Below are 12,851 nucleotides of genomic sequence, written 5' to 3'. Positions count from 1 at the left end.
CGTAACCAGTGGACAACCTGATCGCGCTGCTCATCGCGGCGCCTCTGCTCGGAGCGATCGTCCTGCTCCTCGGCGGGCGGCGGCTCGACAAGACCGGGCACTGGCTCGGCACGCTGCTCGCGGCCGTCTCCTTCGTGATCGGCCTGGCGCTCTTCGCCGACATGCTCGGCAAGAGCGCCGAGGACCGGGCCCTGCACCAGCGGCTCTTCACCTGGATCCCGGTCGAGGGCTTCCAGGCGGACATGGCGTTCCAGCTCGACCAGCTGTCGATGACCTTCGTCCTGCTCATCACCGGGGTCGGCACGCTCATCCACGTCTACTCCATCGGATACATGGAGCACGACGAGCGCCGCCGCCGGTTCTTCGGCTACCTCAACCTGTTCGTCGCGGCGATGCTCCTGCTCGTCCTCGCCGACAACTACCTGCTGCTGTACTTCGGCTGGGAGGGCGTCGGTCTCGCCTCCTACCTCCTGATCGGCTTCTGGCAGCACAAGCCCACCGCGGCCACCGCCGCGAAGAAGGCCTTCCTGGTCAACCGGGTCGGCGACATGGGCCTCTCGATCGCCATCATGATCATGTTCACCACCTTCGGCACCTTCGCCTTCGGGCCGGTCCTGGAGGCGAGCGGGCAGGCGTCCGAGGGCAAGCTGACCGCGATCGGCCTGATGCTGCTCCTCGCCGCCTGCGGCAAGTCGGCCCAGGTGCCGCTGCAGTCCTGGCTCGGGGACGCGATGGAGGGCCCGACCCCGGTCTCGGCCCTCATCCACGCGGCCACGATGGTGACCGCCGGTGTCTATCTGATCGTCCGCTCCGCCGACATCTTCAACGCGGCGCCGGACGCGCAACTCGTCGTCACCGTGGTCGGCGCGGTCACGCTCCTCTTCGGTGCGATCGTCGGTTGCGCCAAGGACGACATCAAGAAGGCCCTCGCGGGTTCCACGATGTCGCAGATCGGATACATGATCCTGGCGGCCGGCCTCGGCCCCATCGGCTACGTCTTCGCGATCATGCACCTGGTGACGCACGGCTTCTTCAAGGCCGGGCTGTTCCTCGGCGCCGGCTCGGTCATGCACGGCATGAACGACGAGGTCGACATGCGGAAGTACGGCGGCCTGCGGAAGTACATGCCGGTCACGTTCGTCACCTTCGGCCTCGGCTACCTCGCGATCATCGGCTTCCCGGGCCTGTCCGGCTTCTTCTCCAAGGACAAGATCATCGAGGCGGCCTTCGCCAAGGGCGGCACCGAGGGCTGGATCCTCGGCGCGGTCACCCTGCTCGGCGCCGCCATCACCGCGTACTACATGACCCGCGTGATGCTGATGACCTTCTTCGGCGAGAAGCGCTGGCAGCCGGCACCGGACGCCGACGAGGCGCCCAGCGCAGAGCCGGCCGCCGAGCACGCGGCGGGCGCCATGCCCCACCCGCACGAGTCGCCCAAGTCCATGATCATCCCCATGATCCTGCTGGCCGTCGGCTCGGTCGCCGGAGGCGCCGTCTTCGAGTTCGCCGGATTCGTCGAGTGGCTGGAGCCGGTCACCGGCTTCGAGCACGGCCACGCGCCGATCAGCGCCGCCGCCGTCACCGCCGCCACCGTCGCCGTCATGGTGATCGGCGTCGGCCTCGCGTACCTCCAGTACGGCCGCCGGCCCGTCCCGGTGGTCGCCCCCCGCGGCTCGCTGCTCACCCGGGCCGCCCGCCGCGACCTGCTCCAGGACGACTTCAACCACGCCGTCTTCGTCACCGGCGGCACGCACCTGACCCGCTCGCTGGTCTACGTCGACCACAGCCTGGTCGACGGCGTCGTCAACGGCACCGCCGCCGCCTTCGGAGGCCTCTCCGGCCGGCTGCGCAAGCTCCAGAACGGCTACGCCCGCACGTACGCGGTCTCCATGTTCGGAGGTACGGCGGTGCTGATCGCCGCGACCCTGCTGATGAGGGCGGTGTGACTCCCATGTCCCAAGTGGTCAACGCGGGCTTCCCGCTCCTCACGGCGACGGCGCTGCTGCCGGCGGCCGGCGCGGTCCTCACCGCCGCCGTCCCCGCCGCCCGGCGCACCGCCGCCAAGTGGCTGGCGCTGCTCGTCTCGCTCGCCACGCTCGTGCTCGCCGCCGTCGTCTTCGCGGGCTTCGAGCCGGGCGGCGACCGCTACCAGTTCGTCGAGTCGTACTCCTGGATCAAGGACTTCGGCGTCCGGTACGAACTCGGCGTCGACGGCATCGGGGTGGCGCTCATCGCGCTCACCGCCCTGCTGATCCCCTTCGTCATCCTGGCCGGCTGGCACGACGCCGACCCGCTGGAAACCTCCTCGAAGAGGTGGCGGCCGACGCAGGGCTTCTTCGCCCTGATCCTCATGGTCGAGGCGATGGTGATCCTCTCCTTCGAGGCCACCGACGTCTTCCTCTTCTACATCCTGTTCGAAGCCATGCTCATCCCGATGTACTTCCTCATCGGCGGCTTCGGCGACCGCGCCCACAGCGGCTCCGACGAGAACGCGGCGGCCCAGCGCTCGTACGCGGCGGTCAAGTTCCTCCTCTACAACCTCGTCGGCGGCCTGATCATGCTGGCCGCCGTCATCGGGCTCTACGTGGTCGCGGGGAACTTCTCGCTCACCGAGATCGCCGCGGCCCGGGCCGACGGCTCGCTCGACATGGCGACCAACACCGAGCGGCTGCTCTTCCTCGGCTTCTTCTTCGCCTTCGCGGTGAAGGCGCCGCTCTGGCCGCTGCACACCTGGCTGCCGAACGCGATGGGAGAGGCCACCGCCCCGGTCGCCGTCCTCATCACCGCCGTCGTCGACAAGGTCGGCACCTTCGCGATGCTCCGCTTCTGCCTCGGCCTCTTCCCCGAGGCGTCGAAGTGGGCCACGCCCGCGATCGTCGTCCTCGCCCTGATCAGCATCGTCTACGGCGCGCTGGTCGCCGTCGGCCAGCGGGACATCAAGCGCCTGGTCGCCTACGCCTCGATCTCGCACTTCGGCTTCATCATCCTGGGCATCTTCGCGATGACCAGCCAGGGCCAGTCCGGCGCCACGCTGTACATGGTCAACCACGGCATCTCCACGGCCGCGCTCATGCTCGTCGCCGGCTTCCTGATCTCCCGGCGCGGCTCGCGGCTCATCGCCGACTACGGCGGCGTGCAGAAGGTCGCCCCGGTGCTCGCCGGCACCTTCCTGATCGGCGGCCTGGCGACCCTGTCGCTTCCCGGACTCGCCCCGTTCGTCAGCGAGTTCCTCGTCCTGGTCGGCGCCTTCGAGCGCTACCCGGTGGCCGGCATCGTCGCCACCACCGGCATCGTCCTCGCCGCGCTCTACACCCTCGTCCTGTACCAGCGGACGATGACCGGGCCGGTGAAGGAGGAGGTCCGGGCGCTGCCCGACCTGCGGGCGCGCGAGCTGGCCGTGGTCGCCCCGCTGATCGCCGTCCTGATCTTCCTCGGCGTCTTCCCGAAGCCGCTGACGGACGTCGTCAACCCGGCCGTGCGGCACACCATGTCGGACGTCCAGCAGAAGGACCCCCAGCCCCAGATTCAGAACGTGGAGGCGGCCAAGTGAGTTCCATGGCTGTCCACAGCTTGTGGACGACAGCTGCCGAGCCGCTGGACAAGATTCCGGCGCCCCACATCGAGTACACGCAGCTCTCGCCCGTGCTCATCGTGCTCGGCGCCGCGATCGTCAGCGTCCTCGTCGAGGCCTTCGTGCCCCGCAAGGCCCGCTACCACAGTCAGGTCTTCCTGTCCGTCCTCGCGCTCGCCGCCGCCTTCGCCGCCGTCGTCGGCCTGGCGGCGGGCGGCTACGGCTCCACCAAGGCCCACATCGCGGCCATGGGGGCCATCGCCGTCGACGGACCCGCCCTCTTCCTCCAGGGCACCATCCTCCTCGCCTCCGTCGTGGCGGTCTTCACCTTCGCCGAGCGCAGGCTCGACCCGGCCGACCACGGCCACAGGGTCGACTCCTTCGCCGCCGAGGCGGCCGCCGTCCCCGGCAGCGACCAGGAGAAGGCCGCCGTCAAGGCGGGCTTCACCACCACCGAGGTCTTCCCGCTCGCGCTCTTCGCGATCTCCGGCATGCTGGTCTTCCCGGCCGCCAACGACCTCCTGACGCTCTTCGTCGCCCTGGAGGTCTTCTCCCTCCCGCTGTACCTGCTCTGCGCCGTCGCCCGCCGCAAGCGGCTGATGTCGCAGGAGGCGGCCGTCAAGTACTTCCTCCTCGGCGCCTTCTCCTCGGCCTTCCTGCTCTTCGGGATCGCCCTGCTCTACGGCTACGCGGGCTCCGTCTCGTACGCGACCGTCGCCCGCGTCGTCGACGGCTCCATCGGCTCCGTCGACCCGGCGCTCGCCGACACCATGGGCAATGACGCGCTGCTGCTCATCGGCTTCGCCATGGTCCTCATGGGACTCCTCTTCAAGGTCGGCGCCGTCCCGTTCCACATGTGGACCCCGGACGTCTACCAGGGCGCCCCGACGCCGGTCACCGGCTTCATGGCCGCCGCGACCAAGGTCGCCGCGTTCGGCGCGCTGCTCCGCCTGCTGTACGTGGTCTTCCCGGGCCTCACCTGGGACTGGCGTCCGGTCATGTGGGGCGTCGCCATCGTCACCATGCTCGGCGGTGCGGTCGTCGCCATCACCCAGACCGACATCAAGCGGCTCCTGGCGTACTCGTCGATCGCGCACGCGGGCTTCCTGCTCGCGGGCGTCATCGCGGCGACCCCGAGCGGGATCTCGTCCGTCCTCTTCTACCTGGGGGCGTACTCCTTCGTGACGATCGGCGCGTTCGCCGTCGTCACCCTCGTCCGGGACGCGGGCGGCGAGGCCACCCACCTGTCCAAGTGGGCCGGGCTCGGGCGCCGTTCGCCGCTCGTGGCGGCGGTCTTCGCGGTCTTCCTGCTCGCCTTCGCCGGCATCCCGCTGACCTCCGGCTTCTCCGGCAAGTTCGCGGTCTTCAAGGCGGCGGCGGACGGCGGGGCGGGCGCCCTCGTGGTGGTCGGCGTGATCGCCTCGGCGATCGCCGCGTTCTTCTACATCCGGGTCATCGTGCTCATGTTCTTCAGCGAGCCGAAGGCGGACGGCCCCACGGTCGCCGTGCCCTCGGTCCTGACGAGCGTCACGATCATGGCGGGCGTCGTGGTCACCCTCGCCCTCGGCCTCGCCCCGCAGTACTTCCTGGACCTGGCGAACCAGGCGAGCACGTTCGTCCGGTAGCCCGGACGGTACGCGCGAAGGGCCCGGCTCGGGGGCGAGCCGGGCCCTTCGCGTTCCTGACACCGCCCGCGGCGCATGGCATCGTGGACGACCGAATGGTCTGTACCAGTTGGGGAGGCGAGGCTATGCGCGGTACCACGGTCTTACCAGGAGCCCCCTGTGCCGCCACCCGGGACGGGGAACCGCCCGTGCACCGGCTCGAGGTGCGGGCGCCGGGCGGGCTGCCCTTCGCCGCGGGCGGGTTCGACGCGATGGGGCCGATGTCTCGGGCCGCGTTCCCGCACCGGCACACCTTCTACGAGATCGTCCACGTCGTGGAGGGCAGCGGCGTGCACGTGCTCGATCTGGAGCGGTACGAGGTGCGGCCTCCGCAGCTGGGCGTGATCCTGCCCGGGCAGGTGCACCACTGGGAGGGCGTGCGCGGGCTCGAGGGCTCGCTCGTGCTGTTCACGCCCGAGTTCCTGCTCGGCGGCGCCGGTGACGAGAACCTGCTGCGGCGGCTCGGCGAGCGGCCCTGGGTGGGCCTCGACGGCGCCTCCCACGAGCGGACCTCGCTGTTGATGGAGGAGCTCGCCGAGGAGTACCGGTGCGGGGCCGACGGGTTCGCCGGGGTACTCCGGTCCCTGCTCCACGTGCTCCTCGTACGGGCCGCCCGGCTGCCCGGCGCCGCCGCCCGGCCCGCCCCGGCTCGGGGCATCGCCGAGGAGTTCGTCCGGCTCGCCGCGCGGGCCGGGGCCGAGGGGCTGTCCGTACGGGAGTGCGCCGAGCGGCTCGGGGTCAGCTCCGGCCACCTCGCCGAGGCCGTCCGGGCCGCCACCGGCCGTACCCCGGCCGCGCTCCTGCGCGAGGCCCGCACGCTGGAGGCACAACGGCTCATCGCCGGAACCGAGTTGTCCATACGCCAGGTCGCGGCCCGGGTCGGCTTCGCGGATCCCGCGTACTTCTGCCGCTTCTTCCGCCGGGAGACCGGGCGGACTCCGGGGGACTTCCGAAAACACCACGACCGCCGAGATCCGTCCATCGAAGCCGGCGGCCCGCACGCCTAGGTTCGTTGCCATCCCCCCAGGCCCCCCACAGAGGAGCAGGCATGGACAACGAGACCGCCGCCGGACACGTCACCCGCAAGACCGTGCTGCGCGCCGCGCTCGCAGCCGGGATGGCGGCGCCCGCCGTCCTCATGGGCGTACCGGCGCTCGCCCGTACCGTGACCGCGGGAGAGACGGCGCCCGCGCTCACCCCGGAGTGCGACGACGGCGACGACCCCACCCCGGAGCAGATGGAAGGGCCGTACTTCAAGCCGAACTCCCCGCTGAGGACCAGCCTCCTGGAGGCCGGCACCACCGGTGTCCGGCTCACCGTCAGCGGCTACGTCTTCGGGCTCGCCTGCCGGCCGATACCGGGTGTCCTGCTCGACTTCTGGCAGGCGGACGTCAACGGCGCCTACGACAACACCGGATTCCGCTTCCGCGGCCACCAGTTCACCGACGCCACCGGCGCGTTCAGGCTGACCACGATCGTGCCCGGCCTCTACCCGGGCCGCACCCGGCACATCCACGTCAAGGTGCAGGCCCCCGGCCGGCCGGTGCTGACCACGCAGCTGTACTTCCCGAACGAGCCCCGGAACAACACCGACACGATTTTCGACCCCCGGCTCCTCATGACCGTCCGGGACGCGGGCACCGCGAAGGAGGCCGCCTTCGACTTCGTCCTGAACGTCCCGCAGGACCCCGGCCCGACGCCGACCCCGACCCCGACGTCCACCGGGGTCCCCGGCGGCACCTGGGCCGCCGGGACCGCCTACCGGGCGGGGGACGCCGTCACGTACGGCGGCCTGGGCTATGCGTGCCTCCAGGCGCACACGGCCCAGGCCGGCTGGGAGCCGCCGAACGTCCCCGCCCTCTGGCGCGTGTCCTAGGCGGACGGAACGACCCGGCCGCGGACCTCGCCGAGCGCCACCCGCGTGCCGTCCGGGCCCGGCGCCCAGGCGGTGAGGACGACCTCGTCGCCGTCCTCCAGGAACGTCCGCTTGCCGCCCGGCAGGTCGAGGGCGTCACGGCCGTTCCAGGTGAGCTCCAGGAGCGAGCCGCGCTGGTTCACCTCAGGCCCGGAGACCGTGCCGGAGCCGTACAGGTCGCCGGTGCGGAGCGAGGCGCCGTTCACCGTCATGTGGGCGAGCTGCTGGGCCGCCGTCCAGTACATGGAGGAGAACGGCGGCTCGGCCACCACCTCGCCGTTGATCTCCACCGAGATCCGCAGGTCGAAGCCGCCCGGCTCCTCCTCGGCCGCGTCGTCCAGGTACGGCAGGAGCGGGAGGTCCCGCGCGGGCGGGGCGGTCCGGGCGGAGTCCAGGGCCTCCAGGGGCGTCACCCATGCCGACACCGAGGTCTGGAACGACTTGCCGAGGAACGGGCCCAGCGGCACGTACTCCCAGGCCTGCACGTCCCGCGCCGACCAGTCGTTGAGCAGCGTCAGCCCGAAGACGTGCTCACGGAAGTCGGAGAGCGGGACGGGCCGGCCGAGCTCGGACGGGGTGCCGACCAGGAAGCCGACCTCCGCCTCGATGTCCAGCTTCACGGACGGGCCGAAGACCGGCGCCGGGTCCGACGGGGCCTTGCGCTGCCCGGAGGGGCGCACGACATCGGTGCCGGAGACCACGACCGTGCCCGCGCGGCCGTGGTAACCGATGGGCAGGTGCTTCCAGTTGGGGGTGAGCGCGTCGCCGTCCGGGCGGAAGATGCGGCCCACGTTCGTGGCGTGGTGCTCGCTCGCGTAGAAGTCGACGTAGTCCGCCACCTCGTACGGCAGGTGCAGCGTCACCGCGTCCAGCGGGTGCAGCAGCGGCTCGATGTCCGACCGGTGCGCGGGCACCGTCACCCAGGCCGTCAGCGCCCGGCGCACGTCGCGCCAGGCGGTCCGCCCGGCCGCGAGGAGCGGGTTGAGGCTGGGCTGCGCGAGCAGAGCCGCGTACGGGGAGCCGAGCGCGTGCGCCGCGGCACCCGCGTCCAGGACGTGCCCGCCGATGCGGACGCCGAGCCGGCGCCGCCCGGGCTCGTCGGCGGTGGAGAAGACGCCGTACGGGAGGTTGTGCGGGCCGAAGGGGTCGCCCTCGGCCAGATCGAGCGGGCTGTGCTCGGACATCGGTGCGTGCCTCGCTTTCCACGTGTGTGGGGGACACGTTACGGGGCGGGCCGCCGGGCGCGGATGACATGGATCACACAGAAAGCGCGGCCTCCGTGGGCAACTGCCCGCATTCGCGCGGTTTGTGTGCCGGGCGGTCCTGGAACGCCCCTGAGAGCTGCGGAAACAGGGCTCCCGGCGGACCCCTCCCGGCCATACGATCAAGCCGGGTGCCGCGCCGCGTGAAGTAGCCGCAGGCGCGCACCCGCCCACTTTCTTCGCAGTCTTTCTCTCTGACCAGGAAAAGGTCCGCAACGTGAAGATCCGCCGCATCCTGGCGACCGCCGTGGCCGCCGCCGTGACCACTCCGGTCGTGTTCCTCTCGGCCGCGCCGGCGTTCGCCGACACCAAGCCGTCGTCCGCGCCCTTCCAGAAGCCCGCGACCCACGAGGACGACCTCGACGACATGCCGTCGCTCGAGGAGCTCCAGGCCGCCGTGGCCGCGGCGCAGAAGGCGTACGACGAGGCCGTCGCCGACCTCGACAAGGCCACGGAGGACCTGAAGGCCCTCGACAAGCCCGACAACGCGCTCGTGGTCGCCGTCGCCGGCGCCAAGACGGCCGCCGACGAGGCCGCCGCCAAGAAGACGGCCGCCGACGAGGCGCTCGCCAAGGCGAAGCAGGACGAGCAGACCGTGAAGGACCGGCCCGGCGCCACCGACGAGGAGAAGGCGGCGGCCGCCGCCGCCGTCACCGCCGCGCAGACGGCCGCCACCGAGGCCGCGACCGCGAAGACCGCCGCCGACGCGAAGCTGACGGAGGCCGAGACCGCCCTGGACGACGCCCGGGTCGCCGCCGCCCGCGTGGTCGGCCTCGCCCAGAAGGTGAAGAAGGCCGCCGAGGAGAAGCTCGACGAGGCCAAGGAGGAGCTGGCCTTCTACGAGGAGATCGGGGAGGAGTGCGAGGAGGACCGCTCCGTCAAGGTCGCGCTGAGCGGTCCGAAGAAGGTCACCGCCGGTGAGCCCACCGTCTTCTCGCTGCGCGTCACCAACACCTCCGACCGCACCCTGGACCTCGTCAACGCCTTCGCGAACGCCATGCGGCTCCCCGAGCCCGGCACGGAGATCGACGAGGAGACGGACTTCGCCAAGTACGTCATCCCCGTCGAGTGGTCCTCCGCCGACGTCCTGGAGTGGACGTCGTTCGAGAAGGAGTTCGCGCCCATCGAGGTCGGCGAGCTCGCCAGTGGCGCCAGCTACGACGTGAAGCTGCGGCTCACGGTCGACGCCAAGGCCCCCGCCGGCAAGGGCATGGTCTTCGCCTACGGCGAGTACGAGAACAACGACGGCAGCTGCGGCATCGGCAAGGAGTACGCCGACCTGGACTTCCAGATCCTCGCCGCCGACAAGGGCGACAAGCCGAAGCCGAAGCCGACGGACACGCCGACCCCGGCGCCGACCGCCACCACCGGCGGCAACACGAACACCACCCAGCAGGGCGGCACGTCCGTCACCCCCGTGAACGGCACCCTCGCCGCCACCGGTGCGAACGACACCCTGCCGCTCGGCCTCGCCGCCGCCGGGGCCGTCGCCCTGGGCACCGGCGCGCTGATCGTCGCCCGCCGCCGCAAGGCCGGCGCCGACGCGTAGGACCGCCCGGATCCCCCGTACGGCCGTGCCGAAGCCGCCGTGCGGGGGATCCGCCGTACCAGGGGGCGCCACTCGCCGTTCGTATCGGTGTCGATCGCCGTTCGGGACAAAACGCACACTTCTGGTCGTATGAGCTGATCGCGAACATACCGGAGTGACGGGAAGGCGCCCACGGTGATCGAAACGTGACCGGATACGCTGGCTTGAGTGAATGGACCGACACATCGACAATCCGAATGGTCGGTGTGCGGTCCGGACAGCGTCAGCAGGCGTCAGCAGACAGGAGACCCCCTCGTGACCGTCGTCGGGCCGTTCGGCCTCAGCGTGCGGGACCAGGCTCTTGAGGCCGATGTCCAGACCGGCCTGGCGGCTGTGGAGGCGGGCCTCCTGGACGCCACCAAGAGCGACGTCCCCTTCATCACGGAGGCCGCGCAGCACCTCGTCCTGGCCGGGGGGAAGCGGTTCCGTCCCCTGCTGGTGATGCTCGCCGCCCAGTTCGGCGACCCCTACGCGCCGGGCGTCGTGCCCTCCGCCGTGGTCGTCGAGCTCACCCACCTGGCCACGCTCTACCACGACGACGTCATGGACGAGGCCGACGTCCGGCGCGGCGTCGACAGCGCCAACGCCCGCTGGGGCAACTCGATCGCCGTCCTCACGGGTGACTTCCTCTTCGCCCGCGCCTCGCACACGCTCGCGGACCTCGGCCCCGAGGCCGTACGCATCCAGTCCGAGGCGTTCGAACGGCTCGTGACCGGCCAGATCCTGGAGACGGCCGGCCCGATGGACGGCCGCGACCCCGTCGAGCACTACCTCGACGTCCTCGGCGGCAAGACCGGCTCCCTCGTCGCCGTCTCCTGTCGCTTCGGCGCCATGATGTCCGGCGCCGACGAGAGCGTCGTCGACACCCTCACCCAGTACGGCGAGCGGCTCGGCGTCGCCTTCCAGCTCGCCGACGACGTCCTCGACATCGCCTCCGACTCCCACGAGTCCGGCAAGACCCCCGGCACCGACCTCCGCGAGGGCATCCCGACCCTCCCCGTCCTCCACCTGCGGGCCGCCGCGGCCGCCCACGGGCGCCCGGAGGACCTGGAGCTCGTCGCCCTGATCGACGGCGACCTCAGCGACGACGAGCGGCACGCCGAGGTCCTGCGCCGGCTGCGCGCCCACCCCGCCCTGGAGCAGGCCCGCCGGGACACCGTGCGGTACGCCGAGGAGGCGCGCGCGATGCTCGCGCCGCTGCCCGACGGGTACGCGAAGGCGGCCCTGGCGGAGATGTGCGACGCCGTGGTCCACCGCGCGGGGTAGGCCGTCTCGGGGTCGGGTCATCCCGAAGCAGTACGTGAGTTTGATCCCGGGGTCTGACGATTCCGCGCCCCCGCCTTGGTGAGATGGAGACATCATCCACAGGGGCAGCACGGCACGGAGGTAGCGGAGACCATGGCAGAGACCCGTAAGGCGAGCCGGTTCGTCGTCCCGGTCGCGGTGGCAGGAGTGGCCGCGGCGACCATCGGGCTCGTCCCGGCGCTGGCGGCGTCCGGCGACCCGGACCTGCCGGAGATCACGGCCCGGCAGCTCATCGAGAAGATCGCCGCCTCGGACACCCAGACCCTGTCCGGCACCTTCAGGATCACCACCGACCTGGGGCTGCCGTCCCTCGGCGGCCTGGCGTCCGGCCTCGGGGGCCTGGACGGCGGGTCCTCGACGGCGGACCCGTCCGCGAAGCTCACCGAGCTCGTCACGGGCAGCCACACCCTGCGCGTGGCGGCGGACGGCCCCGAGCGCCAGCGGCTCACCCTGCTCGACGGCTCCGACGAGTACAGCCTGATCCACAACGGCGACGACGTCTGGGCCTACGACAGCAAGTCGAACGAGGCCTTCCACGAGAAGGGCGCGTCCGGCGCGGGCGAGAAGGACGAGCCCCTGCCGGGCACGCCCAAGCAGCTCGCCGACGAGGTCCTGAAGGCCGCGGGCGACACCACGTCGATCACGGTCGACGGGACGGCGAAGGTGGCCGGCCGGGACGCGTACCAGCTGGTGATCAAGCCGAAGCAGAGCGGTTCGACGGTCGAGTCGGTGAAGATCGCGGTGGACGCGGCGAACGGCACCCCGCTGAAGTTCACCCTCTCCTCGGTCGAGGGCGGCAAGCCGGTCGTCGACGCGGGCTTCACGAAGGTCGACTTCGGCAAGCCGGCCGCCTCCGAGTTCACCTTCGAGGCGCCGAAGGGCGCGAAGGTGACGGAGGGCGGGGCGGAGAAGGGCGACGGGGCGGCGAAGGACCTGCCCGAGGGCTTCGAGGGCGGCATTCCCGGCCTCGGCGAGATCCTCGGCGACTCCGGCCCCGGGAAGGCCTTCGGCGACTCCGGATCCGGCGAGGGCCCGGACGTCATCGGCGAGGGCTGGACGACGATCGCGAAGCTCGACACGGGCGCGCCGGCGGCCGGGACCGACGGGGCGCCGAAGGAGATCCAGGGCTTCCTGGACTCCTTCGGCGACAAGGTCACCGGGAAGTTCGGCTCGGGCACCGTCTTCAAGACGAAGCTGGTGAACGCGCTCCTCACCGAGGACGGCAGGGTCTACGTCGGCGCGGTGACGAAGGACGCGCTCGTGGACGCGGCGAACGCCGGCGAGTAACGGCGCGGGCGCGGGGTGGGACCCCGGGCGGGTCGGGGGCGATGTTCACCGACCCGCCCGGGAGTTCTGCGTCCTACGGGAAGGTCAGCTTGAAGCCGTTGATGTAACCCGTGTCGATCGACGCCTTGTCCTGGACGCGGAGCTTCCAGGCACCGTTGGCGACCTCGGAGGAGGCGTTCACGGTGTAGGTCTGGTTGATGTTGTCGGCGCTGCCGCCGGACCGGTTGTGCAGGTTGTAGACCGAGCCGTCGGGGGCGAC

At 71.4% G+C, this 12,851-nt stretch carries 10 protein-coding genes; 8 read left to right on the top strand and 2 right to left on the bottom strand.

Going from position 1 to position 12,851, the window contains the following annotated elements:
* Positions 1-8 precede the first annotated feature (8 nt).
* The 5 genes from nuoL (at position 9) to K7G60_RS25325 (ending at position 7,111) form a co-directional block, all read left to right on the top strand.
* Complete coding sequence (nuoL, locus tag K7G60_RS25345; RefSeq protein WP_225803252.1) at positions 9-1,946, top strand: NADH-quinone oxidoreductase subunit L; 1,938 nt, start codon at positions 9-11, stop codon at positions 1,944-1,946.
* A 5-nt stretch (positions 1,947-1,951) separates the two neighbouring features.
* A complete protein-coding gene (locus K7G60_RS25340) occupies positions 1,952-3,550 on the top strand; it encodes an NADH-quinone oxidoreductase subunit M (RefSeq protein WP_225803251.1) in 1,599 nt (532 codons plus the stop codon).
* Positions 3,547-5,196: an NADH-quinone oxidoreductase subunit NuoN gene (gene nuoN, locus K7G60_RS25335; RefSeq protein ID WP_225803250.1), complete on the top strand. Its 1,650-nt coding sequence runs from the start codon at positions 3,547-3,549 to the stop codon at positions 5,194-5,196. The genes K7G60_RS25340 and nuoN overlap by 4 nt, the downstream gene beginning before the upstream one ends.
* Positions 5,197-5,321: 125 nt before the next feature.
* On the top strand, positions 5,322-6,242 hold the full coding sequence (locus K7G60_RS25330) for an AraC family transcriptional regulator (protein ID WP_225803249.1): 921 nt from the start codon (positions 5,322-5,324) through the stop codon (positions 6,240-6,242).
* A 41-nt stretch (positions 6,243-6,283) separates the two neighbouring features.
* On the top strand, positions 6,284-7,111 hold the full coding sequence (locus tag K7G60_RS25325; RefSeq protein WP_225803248.1) for a carbohydrate-binding protein: 828 nt from the start codon (positions 6,284-6,286) through the stop codon (positions 7,109-7,111).
* Here the strand turns inward: K7G60_RS25325 and fahA are convergent.
* Positions 7,108-8,334, bottom strand: a complete 1,227-nt coding sequence (fahA, locus tag K7G60_RS25320) for a fumarylacetoacetase (protein WP_225803247.1) — start codon at positions 8,332-8,334, stop codon at positions 7,108-7,110. The genes K7G60_RS25325 and fahA overlap by 4 nt on opposite strands.
* 295 nt (positions 8,335-8,629) lie before the next feature.
* On the opposite strand from fahA, the gene K7G60_RS25315 reads away from it, so the two are divergent.
* The 3 genes from K7G60_RS25315 to K7G60_RS25305 all read left to right on the top strand — a co-directional run bounded on the left by K7G60_RS25315 (position 8,630) and on the right by K7G60_RS25305 (position 12,592).
* The gene (locus K7G60_RS25315) at positions 8,630-9,961 is read left to right on the top strand and encodes a peptidase (protein ID WP_225803246.1); all 1,332 of its coding nucleotides are present in this window, start codon (positions 8,630-8,632) and stop codon (positions 9,959-9,961) included.
* Positions 9,962-10,255: 294 nt separating this feature from the next.
* Positions 10,256-11,266: a polyprenyl synthetase family protein gene (locus tag K7G60_RS25310; protein WP_225803245.1), complete on the top strand. Its 1,011-nt coding sequence runs from the start codon at positions 10,256-10,258 to the stop codon at positions 11,264-11,266.
* Between the two features lie 132 nt (positions 11,267-11,398).
* Positions 11,399-12,592, top strand: coding sequence for a sigma-E factor regulatory protein RseB domain-containing protein (locus K7G60_RS25305; RefSeq protein ID WP_225803244.1), 1,194 nt, complete (start codon positions 11,399-11,401; stop codon positions 12,590-12,592).
* A gap of 73 nt (positions 12,593-12,665) precedes the next feature.
* On the opposite strand, the gene K7G60_RS25300 is transcribed toward K7G60_RS25305, so the two are convergent.
* Positions 12,666-12,851 (bottom strand): proprotein convertase P-domain-containing protein (locus tag K7G60_RS25300; RefSeq protein WP_225803243.1); only part of this gene is annotated, 186 nt, incomplete at its 5' end.

Origin of the sequence: Streptomyces sp. NK15101 (genome assembly GCF_020400725.1) — a bacterium.
Taxonomy (GTDB): Bacteria; Actinomycetota; Actinomycetes; order Streptomycetales; family Streptomycetaceae; genus Streptomyces.
The sequence above is the reverse complement of the archived record's forward strand: the minus strand, read 5'-3'. Positions and strand labels throughout refer to the sequence as shown.

What these genes read in the sequence shown, in the direction of transcription:
- K7G60_RS25305 (WP_225803244.1), top strand. Translation starts at nt 11,399, where the DNA reads ATGGCAGAGACCCGTAAGGCGAGCCGGTTCGTCGTCCCGGTCGCGGTG.
- K7G60_RS25325 (WP_225803248.1), top strand. Translation starts at nt 6,284, where the DNA reads ATGGACAACGAGACCGCCGCCGGACACGTCACCCGCAAGACCGTGCTG.
- fahA (WP_225803247.1), bottom strand. Translation starts at nt 8,334, where the DNA reads ATGTCCGAGCACAGCCCGCTCGATCTGGCCGAGGGCGACCCCTTCGGC.
- K7G60_RS25330 (WP_225803249.1), top strand. Translation starts at nt 5,322, where the DNA reads ATGCGCGGTACCACGGTCTTACCAGGAGCCCCCTGTGCCGCCACCCGG.
- K7G60_RS25340 (WP_225803251.1), top strand. Translation starts at nt 1,952, where the DNA reads ATGTCCCAAGTGGTCAACGCGGGCTTCCCGCTCCTCACGGCGACGGCG.